At 71.8% G+C, this 16288-nt stretch carries 18 protein-coding genes; 10 read left to right on the top strand and 8 right to left on the bottom strand.

All coding sequences use genetic code 11. The annotated features are described in order from the left end of the window. Nucleotides 1-65: 65 nt before the first annotated feature. Nucleotides 66-470: an ATP-binding protein gene (locus OG446_RS25245; protein WP_328896180.1), complete on the bottom strand. Its 405-nt coding sequence runs from the start codon at nt 468-470 to the stop codon at nt 66-68. Nucleotides 471-756: 286 nt separating this feature from the next. Next, nucleotides 757-1704: a hypothetical protein gene (locus OG446_RS25250; RefSeq protein WP_328896181.1), complete on the bottom strand. Its 948-nt coding sequence runs from the start codon at nt 1702-1704 to the stop codon at nt 757-759. Nucleotides 1705-1739: 35 nt separating this feature from the next. Between OG446_RS25250 and dapE the strand changes: the two genes are divergently transcribed. After that, on the top strand, nt 1740-2819 hold the full coding sequence (gene dapE / locus OG446_RS25255) for a succinyl-diaminopimelate desuccinylase (protein ID WP_328896182.1): 1080 nt from the start codon (nt 1740-1742) through the stop codon (nt 2817-2819). Nucleotides 2820-2914: 95 nt separating this feature from the next. After that, on the top strand, nt 2915-3700 hold the full coding sequence (locus OG446_RS25260; RefSeq protein ID WP_328896183.1) for a TIGR00730 family Rossman fold protein: 786 nt from the start codon (nt 2915-2917) through the stop codon (nt 3698-3700). 205 nt (nt 3701-3905) lie between these two features. On the opposite strand, the gene folP is transcribed toward OG446_RS25260, so the two are convergent. Further along, nucleotides 3906-4778, bottom strand: coding sequence for a dihydropteroate synthase (gene folP / locus OG446_RS25265; protein WP_328896184.1), 873 nt, complete (start codon nt 4776-4778; stop codon nt 3906-3908). A gap of 127 nt (nt 4779-4905) precedes the next feature. Here folP and OG446_RS25270 point away from each other — a divergent pair, with 127 nt between their 5' ends. Both OG446_RS25270 and OG446_RS25275 read left to right on the top strand, forming a co-directional pair. Beyond that, nucleotides 4906-5319, top strand: coding sequence for a DivIVA domain-containing protein (locus OG446_RS25270; protein WP_328896185.1), 414 nt, complete (start codon nt 4906-4908; stop codon nt 5317-5319). Beyond that, nucleotides 5316-5909: a DNA-3-methyladenine glycosylase I gene (locus OG446_RS25275; RefSeq protein ID WP_328896186.1), complete on the top strand. Its 594-nt coding sequence runs from the start codon at nt 5316-5318 to the stop codon at nt 5907-5909. The genes OG446_RS25270 and OG446_RS25275 overlap by 4 nt, the downstream gene beginning before the upstream one ends. A gap of 25 nt (nt 5910-5934) precedes the next feature. Here the strand turns inward: OG446_RS25275 and OG446_RS25280 are convergent, their stop codons facing one another. Next, on the bottom strand, nt 5935-6750 hold the full coding sequence (locus OG446_RS25280; protein WP_328896187.1) for an enoyl-CoA hydratase/isomerase family protein: 816 nt from the start codon (nt 6748-6750) through the stop codon (nt 5935-5937). 314 nt (nt 6751-7064) lie between these two features. Between OG446_RS25280 and OG446_RS25285 the strand changes: the two genes are divergently transcribed. Continuing rightward, nucleotides 7065-7232, top strand: coding sequence for a DUF3117 domain-containing protein (locus tag OG446_RS25285; protein WP_003966491.1), 168 nt, complete (start codon nt 7065-7067; stop codon nt 7230-7232). An 86-nt stretch (nt 7233-7318) separates the two neighbouring features. Here the strand turns inward: OG446_RS25285 and OG446_RS25290 are convergent, their stop codons facing one another. Beyond that, nucleotides 7319-7984: an O-methyltransferase gene (locus tag OG446_RS25290; protein ID WP_219574098.1), complete on the bottom strand. Its 666-nt coding sequence runs from the start codon at nt 7982-7984 to the stop codon at nt 7319-7321. A 182-nt stretch (nt 7985-8166) separates the two neighbouring features. On the opposite strand from OG446_RS25290, the gene sigE reads away from it, so the two are divergent. From sigE to OG446_RS25315, 5 genes are all read left to right on the top strand, one after another. Next, the gene (gene sigE, locus OG446_RS25295; protein ID WP_328896188.1) at nt 8167-8928 is read left to right on the top strand and encodes an RNA polymerase sigma factor SigE; all 762 of its coding nucleotides are present in this window, start codon (nt 8167-8169) and stop codon (nt 8926-8928) included. Next, nucleotides 8925-9923, top strand: coding sequence for a zf-HC2 domain-containing protein (locus OG446_RS25300; RefSeq protein ID WP_328896189.1), 999 nt, complete (start codon nt 8925-8927; stop codon nt 9921-9923). Before sigE ends, OG446_RS25300 begins: the two co-directional genes overlap by 4 nt. Before the next feature lie 120 nt (nt 9924-10043). Further along, the gene (locus tag OG446_RS25305; protein WP_328896190.1) at nt 10044-11759 is read left to right on the top strand and encodes a S1C family serine protease; all 1716 of its coding nucleotides are present in this window, start codon (nt 10044-10046) and stop codon (nt 11757-11759) included. 100 nt (nt 11760-11859) lie between these two features. After that, entirely contained in the window at nt 11860-12336 is a 477-nt protein-coding gene (locus OG446_RS25310; protein WP_328896191.1) for a sec-independent translocase, read from the top strand. Between the two features lie 118 nt (nt 12337-12454). Next, nucleotides 12455-13114 carry a hypothetical protein gene (locus OG446_RS25315; protein ID WP_328896192.1) on the top strand — a complete coding sequence of 220 codons (660 nt, stop codon included), beginning with the start codon at nt 12455-12457 and terminating at the stop codon, nt 13112-13114. Nucleotides 13115-13190: 76 nt separating this feature from the next. On the opposite strand, the gene OG446_RS25320 is transcribed toward OG446_RS25315, so the two are convergent. The 3 genes from OG446_RS25320 to OG446_RS25330 are packed head-to-tail and all read right to left on the bottom strand — an operon-like array spanning nt 13191 to nt 16187. Continuing rightward, nucleotides 13191-14324: an Mrp/NBP35 family ATP-binding protein gene (locus OG446_RS25320; protein ID WP_328896193.1), complete on the bottom strand. Its 1134-nt coding sequence runs from the start codon at nt 14322-14324 to the stop codon at nt 13191-13193. A gap of 44 nt (nt 14325-14368) precedes the next feature. Beyond that, entirely contained in the window at nt 14369-14923 is a 555-nt protein-coding gene (locus OG446_RS25325) for a DUF1003 domain-containing protein (RefSeq protein ID WP_328896194.1), read from the bottom strand. Then, the gene (locus OG446_RS25330) at nt 14913-16187 is read right to left on the bottom strand and encodes a magnesium transporter MgtE N-terminal domain-containing protein (RefSeq protein ID WP_219572769.1); all 1275 of its coding nucleotides are present in this window, start codon (nt 16185-16187) and stop codon (nt 14913-14915) included. Before OG446_RS25330 ends, OG446_RS25325 begins: the two co-directional genes overlap by 11 nt. Nucleotides 16188-16288 lie beyond the last annotated feature (101 nt).

Consider the following 16288-nt stretch of genomic DNA (forward strand, 5'->3'; position numbering starts at 1 on the left):
CATGTGGAGGGGCCCCGGGAGTGCGCACTCCCGGGGCCCCTCCACATGTACGGGCGTGGTGCGGATCAGCCGATCGGCAGGCCGCCGAGCTTGTCGGTGGGCAGGCCGCCCTTGGTCACGGCACCGGTCGCGTCGCCGAGGGTGTCGCTCGCGCCGCCCTTGGCGGCCTTGCCGGCACCCTTCGCCGCGGGCGCGGCCTTGCCGCCCGCCTCGCCGAGGGTCTTGGCCGCCACCGGCAGAGTGGTCCCGACGACCTTGCCGCCGGCCTTGCCCGCGGTGTCGGTGGCCGGCTGGGCCGCGTCGACTGCCTGGCCGAGTCCGGCGCCGTCGACGGTGGTGAGACCGCCGAGCTCCGGGGCCTGCGGGAGCTGCGCGGCACCTGCGACACCGGCCGCACCGACCACGGGGGCCGCACCCGCCGCGATCAGCAGCGCGGTACGGGCGATCCGACGGGTCAGGGGGAGGGACATGATGCTCCTTCGACGGGGTGGAAATCCTGGTGTCCGTGGGTCGGACGCCATGACAACCGTCGTGGGGGAGGGAGAGGTTGCGGTGTGCCGAGGTAAAGATCGGGTAATGCGTCACATAATCCGCAACGGAGAAACCCGGGCGTACGAGGCAGGGCGGGACCGTGCGCCGAACCGTCACTTCCCTTTGGCCGCAAGGAGACAGCTGCGTACGGAAGGCGGTCCGCGGAGCGCTGTACGGAGACCGTACGGAGGAGGAGCGGACCCCCTGTACGGGTGACAGGTCGTACTACTGCGCGAGGTGTATCCGGACTGTGGTGGAGCCCGATTCCTTGCGCTCCGTCCGCCAGCCCGACCCGGAGGCCCACTTCCTGCCGGCGTACGCGACCTCGTCGATGCCGAGCGCCTCGGACTGCGCGACCGCCCAGTGCGCGAGTTCCCAGCCGCGCTGCGGAGCACCGTCCTGGCCGGCCCTGCGGGTTGCCTGCACCGGAACCGAGAGCGTCCCCGTGCCCGCGGCCGCACCGGCGGCAGGCGTGTCCGCTGCCGCCGCGTCCCGCGAAGGCAGCACGTCCTTGCCGAAGGAGCGGACCAGCGCAGCCCGGACCTTCGCCGCCTCGCCCGTCCCGGCCGTGCTCCGTGGCGGATCGCAGTTCAGGGCCGCCGGCGCCCGGCCGGTCAGCGCCGCGGCCAGCAGCGCGGCATCCGGCTCGTGCTTCGCGTACGCCTGCGGGAAGCCACTGCGCTGGACCCGCTGCGCGGCCACGGTGAGCGGCAGCCGTGAGTAGCCGGGCACCTCGGCCAGGTGCTCGTAGAACCTCCCGGCCGAATAGACGGGATCCAGGATCTGCTTCTCGGTGCCCCAGCCCTGCGAGGGGCGCTGCTGGAAGAGACCCAGCGAGTCCCGGTCGCCGTGCTCGATGTTGCGCAGACCGGACTCCTGCAGCGCCGTCGCCAGCGCGATCGTCACCGCGCGCTCCGGCATGCCGCGGGTGGTGCCCACGGCGGAGATCGTCGCGGCGTTCGCCGCCTGCTCCGAGGTCAGCCGGTACGTCCGTCCCTCGCCGGCCGAACCGTCGGCCGACTCCACGGTGCACTGGTCGGAACCCCTGCCGCCGGTCACGTACTGCACGGTCAGATAACCGGCCACCGCCGTGAGCACGGCAAAGGCCGCCGTGAGGCGCAGACGGCGGCTGCGGGCGGTGTGTCGGCGGGCAGGGGCAACGGTCCGGGGCACGGGGCCACCGTACGCGAGGCACTAGGGTCGTAGCCATGGCCGAAAGCACGCTTGACCTCACACTGGACGGACCCGCGCTCACCGCATGGCTCGTCGACTTCCCCTCGGTCAGCGGGGAGGAGAAGGCCCTCGCCGACGCCGTCGAGTCGGCGCTGCGGACGCTGCCGCACCTGACCGTCGACCGGCACGGCAACAACGTCGTGGCCAGGACGAACCTGGGCCGCGCCGAGCGCGTCGTACTGGCGGGTCACATCGACACCGTGCCGATCGCCGACAACGTGCCCTCGCGCCTCGACGAGGACGGCCTCTTGTGGGGCTGCGGCAGCTCCGACATGAAGTCGGGCGTCGCCGTCCAGCTGAGGATCGCCGCCACCGTGCCCGAGCCCAACCGCGACCTCACCTTCGTCTTCTACGACAACGAAGAGGTCGCCGCCGACCTCAACGGCCTCGGACACATCGCCGCCGCCCACCCCGACTGGCTGACGGCCGACTTCGCCGTCCTCCTGGAGGGCTCCAACGGCGAGGTCGAGGGCGGCTGCCAGGGCACGCTGCGCGTCTTCCTGCGCATGGAGGGCGAGCGGGCGCACTCCGCCCGCAGCTGGATGGGGTCCAACGCCGTCCACGCCGCCGCCCCCGTCCTCGAAAGGCTCGCCGCGTACGAACCGCGCAAGCCGGTGATCGACGGACTGGAGTACCACGAGGGGCTCAACGCCGTACGGATCGAGGGCGGCGTCGCCAACAACGTCATCCCCGACGCCTGCACCGTCGTCGTGAACTACCGCTACGCCCCCGACCTGAGCGCCGAGCAGGCCATCGCCCATGTGCACGAGGTCTTCGCCGACTGCGGAGTCGCCGAGTTCATCGTCGACGACCACTCGGGCGCGGCCATGCCGGGCCTGTCCCACCCCGCGGCCCAGGCCTTCATGGACGCGGTCGGCGGCACCGCCAGGCCCAAGTTCGGCTGGACGGACGTGGCACGCTTCGGCGGCCTCGGCGTTCCCGCGGTGAACTACGGCCCCGGCGACCCGGTCCTCGCCCACAAGCGCAACGAGCACGTGAAGGTCGAACGGATCACCCACTGCGAGGACCGGCTCCGCTCCTGGCTCACGACCTGACCCATGACATTCCCCTGCCCGTAACCTCCGGCGATCTACGCTGGCGGGAGACAGGGCGCCGCAGGGCGGCTCTGACGTCGGCGTAGGGAGCAGGTATGGGCAACGCGGAGGACGCAAGGATCCCTGAGGGCGCGGAGGTACCCGAGGGAGCGGTCAAGCCCGAGGAACAGCGACTCGGCCCGGTGCTGCGCCGCAGGGACCAGGTGCAGCCCGGCACGACCGACCAGCGGCTGCTGGACTCCGAGGGCGACTCCGAGTGGGTGCACACCGACCCGTGGCGGGTCATGCGCATCCAGTCGGAGTTCGTCGAGGGCTTCGGCGCGCTCGCCGAACTGCCGAGCGCCATCAGCGTCTTCGGATCCGCCCGCACACCCGCCGGTGCGCCGGAGTACGAGGCGGGTGTGCGCATCGGCCGCGCGCTCGTCGAGGCGGGCTTCGCGGTGATCACCGGGGGCGGCCCCGGAGCGATGGAGGCGGCGAACAAGGGGGCCCGGGAGGCGAAGGGCGTCTCGGTCGGCCTCGGCATCGAGCTGCCTTTCGAGTCGGGCCTCAACCCGCACGTCGACATCGGCGTCAACTTCCGCTACTTCTTCGTCCGCAAGACGATGTTCGTGAAGTACGCACAGGGCTTCGTCGTCCTGCCCGGCGGCCTCGGCACCCTGGACGAGCTCTTCGAGGCCCTCACCCTCGTCCAGACGGGCAAGGTCACCCGCTTCCCGATCGTGCTGTTCGGTACGGAGTACTGGGGCGGCCTGGTGGACTGGCTGCGGGACACGGTGGTGGCCCAGGGCAAGGCGTCGGCGAAGGACCTGCTGCTGTTCCACGTCACGGACGACGTGGACGAGGCGGTGAACCTGGTGACGAAGGAGGTCGGGCGGTAGCCCTTCCGGTCCCTCCGGCGTGCCCACTACTCCGGCCCGCCGCCCCTTTCTCTTCCACCCTCCGCCCCTTCCAGCCCCCTCCGGCGTTCGAGGAGCGGGGTCCGGGGCGGAGGCCCCGGTTACGGGAAGGGGCGGGGGGCACAGGCCCGCCGCAGGCGCCGCCCCGAGTCGCCGCGCCCCGACGCCCCGCCCCGTCCGGGCCCCGCTACGCCAACCCCCGCCGCGCCACCGCCGGCGCCCGGTGCCCGGCGATGGACGCCACCATGTCCAGGACGTCCCGCGTCTCCGCCACCTCGTGCACCCGGTACACCCGCGCCCCCAGCCACGCGGACACCGCGGTCGTCGCCAGTGTGCCGAGCAGCCGTTCCTTCACCGGCCGGTCGAGCGTCTCGCCGACGAAGTCCTTGTTGGACAGCGACACGAGCACCGGCCACCCCGTCTCCGCCATCTCGCCGAGCCGACGCGTCGCCTCCAGCGAGTGCCGGGTGTTCTTCCCGAAGTCGTGACCGGGGTCGATCATGATCCCGTCCGGCCGGACCCCCAGTCCCACGGCCCGCTCGGCCAGCCCCACGGTCACCCGCAGGATGTCGGCCATCACGTCCTCGTACCCGGCCCGGTGCGGCCGGGTCCGCGGCTCGGCGCCGCCCGCGTGCGTGCAGACCAGACCGGCCCCGTACCGCGCGGCGACCTCCGCCAGCTTCGGGTCGACCCCGCCCCACGCGTCGTTCAGCAGGTCGGCCCCGGCCTCGCAGACGGCCTCCCCGACATCGTGGCGCCAGGTGTCGACGCTGATCACCACGTCCGGGTGGCGGCGGCGCACCTCGGCGACGAACCCCACGGTGCGACGGGCCTCCTCCTCGGCGGTGACCTCGTCGCCGGGTCCCGCCTTCACTCCGCCGATGTCGATGATCGCGGCGCCGTCGGCCACGGCCTGCTCGACCCGGGAGAGCGCGGGCTCGTCGAGGAAGGTGGCGCCCTGGTCGTAGAAGGAGTCCGGGGTGCGGTTCACGATCGCCATGATCACCGGCTCGTGCGCACCGAACTCGCGCCGGCCCAGCCTGAGCGCACCGCTTCGCATCCCGAGTCTCTCCTTCGAACCTTTGAATCCGCCCAGCAGATCTCCGCCGGAGCCGACTGCGACCCTAACTGTCAGTGCCGCATGGCACGATCGGACCCGGACGAATTCCGCTCCCGGGGAGATACGCGTGTTCTGGTTCTTGCTGCTCGCGATGGTGGTGGTGGTTGCCGCGGTCACGCTCGCCGTGGTCGGCGGAGGGAAGAGCGCCGTCCTGCAGGACGTGGCGCCCGAGCAGCTGACGGATCCGCTGCCCGCGACGCGCCCGGTCGGCCGCGCGGATGTCGAGGCGCTCCGGCTGCCGGTAGCCGTGCGCGGCTACCGGATGGCCGATGTGGACGAGGCGCTGGGCCGGCTCGGCGCCGAGCTCGCCGAGCGGGACGCCCGGATCGCGGAGCTGGAGTCGGCGCTCGCCGGCGCCCAGGCCACGAGAGCCGGCCGTCCCGATCTTCTGAAGCAGCCCCAGGACGCCCCAGGGTCGCCCTGGGAGGCTCCGGAGCCGCAGGGCGGGGCCCAGCGGCCCGACGAGGAGCCCGGACGATGAGCGGCGGCGCCGAAGCGGCGGCGGACGGCGGACTGCGCTGCCCGTGGGGCCTGTCCACCGAGGACTACCTCGTCTACCACGACACCGAATGGGGCCGGCCGGTCCACGGCGACGACGCCCTCTTCGAACGGCTCTGCCTGGAGGCGTTCCAGTCCGGGCTGTCCTGGCTGACGATCCTGCGCCGCCGTGAGGGCTTCCGCAGCGCGTTCGCCGGGTTCAGCATCCCGAAGGTGGCGGCGTTCACCGACACGGACCGGGAGCGGCTCCTCGCCGACGCGGGCATCATCCGCAACCGGGCGAAGATCGACGCCACCCTCGCCAACGCCCAGGTGCTGACAGGCTGGCAGGACGGCGAGCTGGACGAACTGATCTGGTCGTACGCCCCCGATCCCGCGAGCCGCCCCGCCCCCCGCGTCCTCGGGGACGTGGCGGCCGTCACCGCGGAGTCCACGGCTCTGTCGAAGGACCTCAAGAAGCGCGGGCTGCGGTTCATCGGTCCGACGACGGCCTACGCCCTGATGCAGGCGTGCGGCCTGGTCGACGACCATCTCGCGGACTGCGTGGCCCGCGGCGGCGGTTCCCCGGCGTAGGGCCTCTCGTTCGGATCGGGCCGGACTACCGCCCGACGTACTTCGGCGACCTGTCCTTGTCGAGGAACGCCTGCACCGCGATCCCGTGGTCCTGCGACGCGCCCGCCCTCGTCTGGAGTTCGTCCTCCTTCTCGAGCGCTTCGCCCAGGGTGTGGCCGGCGCCGTAGGCCAGCGACTCCTTGAGCGCCGCGTACGCCACCGTCGGGCCGTTCGCGAGGGCGCGGGCCACCGCGGTGGCCTCGGCGGCGAGGTCGGCGGCGGGCACCAGCTTGTTCACGATGCCCAGGTCACGGGCGTCCTGCGCGGAGATGGAGCGCGGGAAGAGCAGCAGATCGGCGGCGCGGCTGTGGCCGATCAGCCGGGGCAGCGTCCACGACACACCCGAGTCGGCCGTGAGGGCGACCCCGGCGAACGAGGTGTTGAACGAGGCGGTGTCGGCGGCGACGCGGTAGTCGCAGGCGAGGGCGAAACCGAAGCCCGCTCCGGCTGCGGCGCCGTTGACCCCGGCGACGACCGGCTTCGGCATCTCGGTGAGCGCCCGCACGATCGGGTTGTAGTGCTCCCGCACGGTGCTCAGCGCGTTGCCGCCGCCCGACGTGCGGACCTCGGCCAGCTTGGAGAGGTGCTCCTTGAGGTCCTGGCCGACGCAGAAGGCGCGCCCGCCGGCCGCGGTGAGCAGAACCGCCCGCACGGCGGTGTCGGCACCGGCCGACTGCACGGCGTCGCGCAACGCCACCTTGGCCGCGGTGTTCATGGCGTTCATCGCGTCCGGGCGGTTGATCGTGATCGTCGCGAGCCCGTCGCTCACTTCGTAGAGCACGGAGTCGTCGTGATCGGCCATGTGCGGTCCCCTTTGCGCCTGGTTCAACATGCCTGTCCAGGCAAGCATGGCCGACTTCGGCGAGGGCGAACATGTGACCTGCGTCTAACGATTCCGCCGCGATGAGGGGGGCGAGGGGACGGAGTATCGCAGTCGGATCGCCGAATTGGGTGGTTTTGAGAGAGCGCGTTGCGCAAGCGATGCAGAGCGATGTTGGTCATCGGGGTCTGTGATGCGGGATAATGGCCTGGAAGCAATGTGTTCGATGCCGGTGAGGCAGCGCCTGTCATGGGGCCGCCGGTTGCGATGAGCTGGTTTCAGGAAGGGGAACGAGCATGGCGGCCATGAAGCCGCGGACGGGCGACGGCCCGCTCGAGGTGACAAAGGAGGGGCGGGGCATCGTCATGCGCGTTCCGCTCGAAGGCGGCGGTCGGCTTGTCGTGGAGCTGACTCCGGACGAGGCCGATGCACTCGGCGATGCCCTCAAGAAGGTCGTCGGCTAGCAGAGGCGCCCACACTTCACCACTGCCCCGGCACGGTCTCCGTGCCGGGGCAGTGGTGCGTTCCGGGGCGTGGCGGCGGGTGGGGCTCAGCCCCGTCGTACCGCGCAGAGGAGGCCGTCGCCCACCGGCAGCAGCGTGGCCATCAGTTCCTGGCTCTCGCGGACCGCCCGCAGCAGCTCGCGCAGGCGCAGCACCTCCGCGGGCTGGGCGGCGGAGTCGACCGTACGGCCGTCCGCGAAGACGCCCTCGAAGCAGACCAGACCGCCAGGTCGCAGCAGGCGCAACGATTCGGCGAGGCAGTCCAGGCTCTCCAGCCGGTCGCCGTCGCAGAACACGAGGTCGTATCCGCCGTCCGCCAGTCGGGGGAGTACGTCGAGGGCGCGGCCGGGGATGAAGCGGGCCCGGTTGGCGGCGAAGCCCGCCGCCCGGAACGCCTCACGGGCGAACTGCTGGCGCTCGGGTTCCGGGTCGACCGTGGTCAGGACCCCGTCGGGGCGCATGCCGTGCAGCAGATAGAGGCCGGACACGCCCGTGCCGGTGCCGATCTCGGCGACCGCTTTGGCATCCGTCGTGGCGGCGAGAAGGCGCAGCGCAGCGCCGGTGCCTGGTGACACCGAGCGAAGTCCCGCGTCCCGTGCCCGGTCCCGGGCCCAGCGCAGTGCTTCGTCCTCGGCGACAAAGGCGTCGGCGAACGCCCAGCTCGTCTGCCGGTTGGCGGTGATGACCCTCTCCTGTCCCCGTAGTTGGCGCAACGGTGACTGTATCCGCTGCACCCGGGAACCCGCAGATGGGACCGGGCGTTAGGGAAGGGCAGGGGAAAGCACGTGGATCGGGCCCGCGAACCGGGCCCCGGACCGGCGGGCGGGACGTTCCCGGGGGAGACCCCGGCCCCAGCAGGAAAAAGGCTTATCCGGAGCTAACGGGCGAGGTGGCTATGGTAGGGGCTCCACTGGACACCACCAGAGCCGACAGGGGAGGTGCGGCTGCGCCTGTGGATCGGGGAGGAGTGCTGCGGCGCTTTCTCAGGTCGGCGGGTGAGCCGAAATCCGTGACCAACATTGCTGACCGTTCTTCCAACGACTCCGCACCGACCGCGACCTTCGCCTCAGATGCGGACTCCCAGGCGTGGACGCCGCCCTCATGGGAAGAGATCGTCAGCACGCACAGCGGTCGTGTCTACCGCCTTGCCTACCGACTGACGGGTAACCAGCACGACGCCGAGGATCTCACTCAGGAGGTCTTCGTCCGGGTGTTCCGTTCGCTGTCGACGTACACACCCGGCACCTTCGAGGGCTGGCTGCACCGCATCACGACCAACCTGTTCCTGGACATGGTCCGTCGTAAGCAGCGCATCCGTTTCGACTCCCTCGGGGACGACGCCGCGGAGCGGCTGCCGAGCCGTGAGCCGTCGCCGCAGCAGGTCTTCAACGACACCCACTTCGACGCGGACGTCCAGCAGGCGCTGGACACCCTCGCGCCCGAATTCCGGGCCGCGGTCGTGCTGTGCGACATCGAGGGACTTTCGTACGAGGAGATCGCCGCGACACTCGGCGTGAAGCTCGGCACCGTGCGCAGCCGTATCCACCGCGGACGCTCGCACCTGCGCAAGGCGCTGCAGCACCGCTCGCCCGAGGCCCGTGCCGAGCAGCGCTCCCTGGCGGGCGCCCTCGTGTCAGGGGAGGGCGGAACGGCGTGAGTGGCACAGGCCCGACCTCCGCGGAGCAACACCTGGGGGACCGTCTCGCCGCGCTGGTCGACGGCGAGCTGAAGCACGACGCCCGCGACCGGGTCCTCGCCCACCTCGCGACCTGCGGCAAGTGCAAGGCCGAGGCTGCCGCCCAGCGGCGCCTGAAAAGTGTCTTCGCACAGTCGGCCCCGCCCTCGCCCTCCGAGGGGTTCCTTGCCCGTCTCCAGGGCCTTCCCGGTGGACCGGGCGGTGACGACGACCGTCGGGGAAGACCCCTGGGTGATCCGGGGCGCTTCGGCGACGGCGCCCTTCCCGTGATGCACCCCCACGGCAGCCGCGCGGAATCTCCTTCCGACGGCTCCGGGCCGGCCACCTTCGGCTACCTCCCGACGTTGCACGGTTCGACCGCCGTGCTGCCCGCCGCTCCGGCCGGTTCCGTCTTCCGGATCCATGACGTCGGCCGTGAGGGCGACCGCTCACCGTGGCGCGGGCGCCGGTTCGCCTTCGCCGCCGCCAGCGCCGTGTCGCTGGCCGCCATCGCGCTCGGCGGTGCCCTGCCGACGGACTCCGGCACCGAGACCCCCGCGCGTGCCGAGGGCCCGGGCAGTGCCGTGGCCCCGCTCGACGCCGACGCCCGCGCGGAGAGCGGCACCGTCAGCCGTCGCGGAGGCAGCAGCCACGGCACGCTCGCCGCGGCCGGCACCGACCGCCCGTTCTCGCTCGCGGTGAACGCGGCGCCGTTGACGTTCTCCTCGACACCCTCCCTGCTCGGCAACGGCGGTCTCGGCGGGAACCCGTTCGCGTTCCCCGCCCGGACCACCGTGTCCGCGCCGTCGCTGATACGCCCCGACGCAAGCGACCCGTTGTTCGCCCGTGCCCTCGGCAGCGGACTCGCCCCGGCCACCCCGGCACCCTCCCCGGAACCGTCCCGGAGCCCCACCACGGCCGCCGGAGTGCCGGCCCCCGCCCAGCACGGTCTGCCGCTTTCGCCCCGTCACCCATGAAGGTCTCCGTACGGGGCGGCGCAGGGCATCCGTAAACCTGGTTGAATTCCGGCAGGATTTTCGGAGGGACGCCCCTGTCGGGGCGTGCAGAGGCCGGTTCACGGCAGTTGCGGGGAGAGCATGGACGACGGGAAGACCACCGAGCCGAAGGCGAAGTGGTGGAGCCGGCCCACGCCGGGGCGCAGCACGCGCACGGCGCCCCAGGAGCCGTCGCCCGTCGAGGACGCGATGCCCCCGGCCGACGCACCCGCCGTGAGCGAGGCACCCCAGGACGCGCCGCGCGAGACCCCCACACCTGAGCCCGCACCGGCCGGGCCCCCGTCGCCCGAGACGCTGGTGCCCGCGGTCCAGGCCCCCGAGCCCCCGGTGCCGACTCCGCGGGCCGCGCAGCCGCTCCACGAGCCCGATCAGTACAGCACCCCGCCCTACGGCGGCCCCGGCCCGTGGGCGCCCGCACCTCCCGTGCAGCGGCCGACCCCGGCCCACGGCACCCCCGTCCCCCCGCCCTACGCGGGATCGAACGGCTCCGGCATGACGCTGCCGCCCGCCCCGGCGTCCGCCTTCCAGACCCCGCAACCCCAGCCGCACCCGCAGGCCCCGGCGCCCCACCCGCAGCCGCACGCCCAGCCTCCGTCGCCGCAGTGGGTCCAGTACGACCCCTGGGGCGCCCCGCGGCAGCCCCTCATCACCCAGCCCGGGCCGCCGCTCGGCCCCGACGGCCGGCGGAGGAGCCGGCGGGGGCCGGTCGTCATCGGCGCGCTGCTCCTCGCCCTGGTGGCGGGCGGCATCGGCGGCGGCATCGGCGCCTACATCGAGCGCAACGGCGGCCTCACCGCGGTCGAACTGCCCCAGGACGAGAGGAACGGCGGCGGACGCGCCCCCGACAGCGTCGCGGGCATAGCGGCGAGTGCCCTGCCCAGCGTGGTCACCCTGCACGTCAGCGGCACCACCGAATCGGGCACCGGCACCGGCTTTGTCCTGGACGGCCGGGGCCACATCCTGACCAACAACCACGTGGTCGCTCCGGCCGGTTCCTCCGGCGACATCACCGTGACGTTCAGCGGCGGCGAGACGGCGAGCGCCGAGATCGTCGGCACGGACAGCGGCTACGACCTGGCCGTGGTCAAGGTCAGCGGGGTCTCGGGCCTGAAGCCCCTGCCCCTGGGGAACTCCGACAACGTGCAGGTCGGCGACCCGGTGGTGGCCATCGGCGCACCCTTCGACCTGTCCAACACCGTCACGTCCGGCATCATCAGCGCCAAGGACCGGCCCATCACCGCAGGCGGTGAGAAGGGTGACGGGAGCGACATCAGCTACGTCGACGCGCTCCAGACCGACGCCCCGATCAACCCGGGCAACTCCGGCGGCCCGCTGGTGGACACCGACGCGCACGTGATCGGGATCAACAGCGCCATCCGCGCCGCCGACAGCGGTTCGACGACGGAGGGCGGCCAGTCCGGTTCCATCGGGCTCGGCTTCGCCATCCCGATCAACCAGGGCAAGCGCGTCGCCGAGGAGCTCATCAACACCGGGAAGGCCACCCACCCGGTGATCGGTGTGAGCCTCGACATGAAGTACACGGGCGACGGTGCCAAGGTCGGGGCCGAGGGCGCCGACGGCAAGTCCTCCGTCACCGAGGGAGGTCCCGGGGCGAAGGCGGGCATCCGGCCGGGTGACGTCATCACCGAAGTGGACGGCAGGCGGGTGCACAGCGGGGAGGAGCTGATAGTGAAGATCCGCTCGCACCGGCCGGGCGACCGGCTGAAGCTCACGCTGACCCGCGGTGGTAAAGACCTGTCCATGACTTTGACGCTCGGCTCGGCAACGGGCACGTGACGGCCACGAGGAGCTACCGCCCGGACAGTTTCGCCGGGTACCGTGGGCCGAGTCCGGACCCCCATCCGACCTGGTCGCGGAGAACACGAGGAGCCGCAAGGTGTTCAATGACATAGGCCCACTGGAGCTGGTGGCGCTCGCCATCATCGGCGTGCTCGTCTTCGGCCCGGACAAGCTCCCCAAGGTCATCCAGGACGCCTCGCGTTTCATCCGCAAGATCCGGGAGTTCTCGGAGAGCGCCAAGGAAGACATCCGTACGGAGCTCGGCCCGGAGTTCAAGGACTTCGAGTTCGAGGACCTGAACCCGAAGACGTTCGTCCGTAAGCAGCTCATGGACGGCAACGACGACCTCGGGCTGAAGGAGATCCGGGAGAGCTTCGACCTGCGCAAGGAGGTCGCCGAGGTCACCGACGCGGTGAACGGGCGCGAGACCCCTGCCGCGGAGGCGAAGACCGGCGTGTCGGGCGCGGCCGCGGTCACCGCGGCCAACGGCTCGGCGGGCGCTCCCGACCTGCTCAAGAAGCGTGAGGAGCCCACGAAGGCCGACCACCCGCCGTTCGACGCAGACGCCACCTGACCCACGTCAATCCCGACTCGTCCGGACGGTATGGCTATTCTCCATCTGTCCGGTTGTGAGTACGCCCGCGGGGGGCGGGCCGCTCCGGACCTTGACGATCGAGGAGGCGGCCGGGCAGATGGAGACAACGAGTCGGGTGGGCGCGGATGGTGCGCCGGACACAGCCACGGCGGAGGGGGTGCCGGCGGCCCGGCTCACGGTCGACGGCTATCTGCAGGCGCCGTTCCCCTGGTACGGACTGGACGAGGCCTTCACCGGGCGGCGCTGGCTGATGCAGGTGGGCACCGCGGCGGACGGCACGGTGCAGCACGGCTCGACCGGTCACGGTGACGAGCCGTCGGTACGGGGCGGCGACTCCGGTGCGGACAAGCAGCGCTTCGCGGTGGTCGTCACCGTCGCCAGCAGCCCGGTACGGCGCAGCGGCGACGGCACGGGGGTCCTGGACGCGACGACCGTCTCCTCGGCTGCCTGGCTGGCAGGCTCCGGCCTGCTCGCCTACACCTGGCCCCCGCAGTTGGACCACACCCTGCGCGACGACTGGCTGGACCAGCAGACGGAGACGGCGTTCGAGCTCGCCGACGATCTGGACGGCCCCGCGTGGTCGGTGCTGTCGCTGCCGGTCGACGGTGTGCCGGTGCCCTTCCACTACCGCGAGTCCGAGTTCGGCTGGGTGCTGGCGGGGTCGGCGCACGGCGTGCACATCGGGGCTTACGGGCGGGGGATGAGCGCGTACGGGCTGGGGTTCTCGGTCGTCGAGGACATCGCGTCGTACGCGTAGCCGCCGGGCGGTTCACGAACCACGCACAAGGTGCCGGGACCCGGGGTCCCGGCACCTTTTCGCGTCGTGTCCGCGATCAGAACTTGTTGCGCGGGGTGATGCCCAGCGACATGCCGGACAGGCCGCGCTGACGGCCTCCCAGCTTGTCCGCGATGGAGCGCAGTGCCTTGCCGGCCGGGGAGTCGGGGTCGGAGAGCACGACGGGCTTGCCCTCGTCGCCGCCCTCGCGCAGCCGTACGTCGATCGGGATGGAGCCGAGCACCGGCACCTCCGCGCCGACCGTCTTGGTCAGGCCCTCGGCCACCCGTGCGCCACCGCCCGAGCCGAACACGTCGACCATCTCGTCGCAGTGCGGGCACGGCATGCCCGACATGTTCTCGACGACGCCGACGATCTTCTGGTGGGTCTGCACGGCGATCGAACCGGCCCGCTCGGCCACCTCGGCGGCGGCCTGCTGCGGGGTCGTGACGACCAGGATCTCCGCGTTCGGCACCAACTGGGCCACGGAGATCGCGATGTCACCGGTGCCCGGCGGCAGGTCGAGCAGCAGGACGTCCAGGTCGCCCCAGTACACATCGGCGAGGAACTGCTGGAGCGCGCGGTGCAGCATCGGTCCGCGCCACACCACCGGGGCGTTGCCGGGGGTGAACATGCCGATGGAGATGACCTTCACGCCGTGCGCCGACGGCGGCATGATCATGTTCTCGACCTGGGTCGGCTTGCCGTCGGCGCCGAGCATCCGGGGCACGCTGTGCCCGTAGATGTCCGCGTCCACGACACCGACCTTGAGCCCGTCGGCCGCCATCGCCGCCGCGAGGTTCACCGTCACGGAGGACTTGCCGACGCCGCCCTTGCCGGAGGCGACCGCGTACACCCGGGTCAGCGAACCGGGCTGGGCGAACGGCACCTCGCGCTCCGCCGTTCCGCCGCGCAGCGAGGTCGCGAGTTCCTTGCGCTGCTCGTCGCTCATGACGTCGAGCGTGACCTCGACCCGGGACACCCCCTCGACGCGTGCCACCGCCTCCGTCACGTTCTTGGTGATCGTCTCGCGCATCGGACAGCCGGAGACGGTGAGATACACCGTGACAGCGACCACACCGTCAGGATCGATCTCGACCGATTTCACCATGCCGAGTTCGGTGATCGGGCGGTGGATCTCCGGGTCGTTCACTGTCGCCAGTGCCTCAAGCACCGCGTCTTCCGTAGCCATACCGACGATGGTACGGCGCCTGCCGCTACGCGCGGGTAGCCCCGTCAGCGGTCTTCGTCACTCTCGGCCGGGTACAGGGCGCGGCGGTCGTCCAGGTCCTTCGCCAGGTCCTCCAGTTCGGACCGGATCCAGTCGCGCGTGGCGACCTCGCCCAGGCCCATCCGCAGCGCGGCGATCTCCCTGGTCAGGTACTCGGTGTCGGCGATGGAGCGCTCGTTCTGCTTGCGGTCCTGCTCGTGGGTGACCCGGTCGCGGTCGTCCTGCCGGTTCTGCGCGAGCAGGATCAGCGGGGCCGCGTACGAGGCCTGGAGCGAGAGCATCAGGGTCAGAAAGATGAACGGGTACTCGTCGAAGCGCAGGTTCCCGGGCGCGAAGATGTTCCACACCACCCACAGGATGATGATCAGCGTCATCCAGACGATGAACCGCCCGGTGCCCAGGAAGCGCGCGATGCGCTCCGAGAAGCGGCCGAACGCCTCGGGGTCGTACTCCGGCAGCAGTCGCCGGCGCGGCGCCCTGGGCTGGTCCAGCCGGGCCCTCGGGGTGCGGGTCAGCGCCGTCGAGCCGTTCGACGCCCTGGAGCGCTCCTCACCGGTCACCGGGCACCCCCTCGCGGCCGTGGAAGTCGGTCTCCCGCCAGTCGTCGGGCAGCAGGTGGTCCAGGACGTCGTCGACCGTCACCGCGCCCAGCAGCGAGCCGCTCTCGTCCACCACGGGCACCGAGACCATGTTGTACGCCGCCAGATAGCTCGTCACCACCGACAGCGGGGTGTGCGGGGGCAGCGCCACCAGGTCGCTGTCGACGAGCGAACTCACCAGGGTGAACGGTGGGTCGCGCAGCAGCCGCTGGAAGTGCACCGTGCCCAGGTACTTGCCCGTCGGCGTCTCGTCGGGCGACCGGCACACGTACACCTGGGCGGCGAGCGCCGGGGAGAGGTCGGACTGGCGTACCCGGGCGAGCGCGTCGGCCACCGTCGCGTCCGGACGCAGGATGATCGGCTCGGTGGTCATCAGACCGCCGGCGGTCCGCTCCTCGTACGACATCAGGCGCCGCACGTCGGCCGCGTCGTCCGGACGCATCAGCGTCAGCAGCCGCTCCTTGTCCGCCTCGGGCAGCTCGGAGAGCAGGTCGGCCGCGTCATCGGGGTCCATGGCCTCCAGGACGTCCGCGGCGCGCTCCTCCTTCAGCTTGCCGATGATCTCCACCTGGTCGTCCTCGGGGAGCTCCTCCAGGACGTCGGCGAGCCGGTCGTCGTCCAGCGCGGCGGCGACCTCGGCCCTGCGCTTCGGGGACAGGTGGTGCAGGGCGTTGGCCACATCGGTGGGGCGCAGCTTCTCGAACGTGGCGACGAGCGACTCCGCGCCCTGCCCGTGCTCCTCCAGCGAGAAGCCGCTGACCGCCGACCACTCGACGGTCAGGGTCTCGCCCTTCCGGCGCAGCGCCCCGCCCCGGCCCTTGCGGACGAAGTACTTGTCGATCTCCCAGTCGCGGCGGGCCGGCAGCTGCTGGATGGCCACGTCCAGGATGGTGACCTCCTCGCCCGTCTCCACCAGGCTGACCCGCCGGTCGAGGAACTCCCCGAGCACCAGACGTTCGGTGGGCCGCTGTTCGAAGCGCCGCATGTTGACCACGCCGGTGGTGATGACCTGACCCGACTCGATGCCCGTCACCCGGGTCATCGGGAGGAAGATCCGGCGCCGGCTCACCACCTCGACCACGATGCCGAGCAGCCGGGGCGGCCGGCCGCCCACCCGGAGCATCGCGACCAGGTCGCGGACCCGGCCCACCTGGTCGCCGTTGGGGTCGAAGACGGGGACGCCGGACAGATGCGAGACGAAGACGCGGGGCGTGCCTGGGGCCATGCGTGCGCCTCCTTCTCCGCCGACGCTCTTGCGCATCCGGTCTGTTCCGACAGTTCTTGCACCCTTATGACGTGATCAGGCTAGCCCGTACCACTCCGCGG

The sequence above is a fragment of the Streptomyces sp. NBC_00236 genome, assembly GCF_036195045.1.
Lineage (GTDB): Bacteria > Actinomycetota > Actinomycetes > Streptomycetales > Streptomycetaceae > Streptomyces.

What these genes read in the sequence shown, in the direction of transcription:
- folP (WP_328896184.1), bottom strand. Translation starts at nt 4,778, where the DNA reads ATGCGAAGCGGTGCGCTCAGGCTGGGCCGGCGCGAGTTCGGTGCGCAC.
- OG446_RS25280 (WP_328896187.1), bottom strand. Translation starts at nt 6,750, where the DNA reads ATGGCCGATCACGACGACTCCGTGCTCTACGAAGTGAGCGACGGGCTC.
- dapE (WP_328896182.1), top strand. Translation starts at nt 1,740, where the DNA reads ATGGCCGAAAGCACGCTTGACCTCACACTGGACGGACCCGCGCTCACC.
- OG446_RS25260 (WP_328896183.1), top strand. Translation starts at nt 2,915, where the DNA reads ATGGGCAACGCGGAGGACGCAAGGATCCCTGAGGGCGCGGAGGTACCC.
- OG446_RS25305 (WP_328896190.1), top strand. Translation starts at nt 10,044, where the DNA reads ATGGACGACGGGAAGACCACCGAGCCGAAGGCGAAGTGGTGGAGCCGG.
- OG446_RS25320 (WP_328896193.1), bottom strand. Translation starts at nt 14,324, where the DNA reads ATGGCTACGGAAGACGCGGTGCTTGAGGCACTGGCGACAGTGAACGAC.
- sigE (WP_328896188.1), top strand. Translation starts at nt 8,167, where the DNA reads ATGGTAGGGGCTCCACTGGACACCACCAGAGCCGACAGGGGAGGTGCG.
- OG446_RS25245 (WP_328896180.1), bottom strand. Translation starts at nt 470, where the DNA reads ATGTCCCTCCCCCTGACCCGTCGGATCGCCCGTACCGCGCTGCTGATC.
- OG446_RS25330 (WP_219572769.1), bottom strand. Translation starts at nt 16,187, where the DNA reads ATGGCCCCAGGCACGCCCCGCGTCTTCGTCTCGCATCTGTCCGGCGTC.
- OG446_RS25315 (WP_328896192.1), top strand. Translation starts at nt 12,455, where the DNA reads ATGGAGACAACGAGTCGGGTGGGCGCGGATGGTGCGCCGGACACAGCC.
- OG446_RS25275 (WP_328896186.1), top strand. Translation starts at nt 5,316, where the DNA reads ATGAGCGGCGGCGCCGAAGCGGCGGCGGACGGCGGACTGCGCTGCCCG.
- OG446_RS25285 (WP_003966491.1), top strand. Translation starts at nt 7,065, where the DNA reads ATGGCGGCCATGAAGCCGCGGACGGGCGACGGCCCGCTCGAGGTGACA.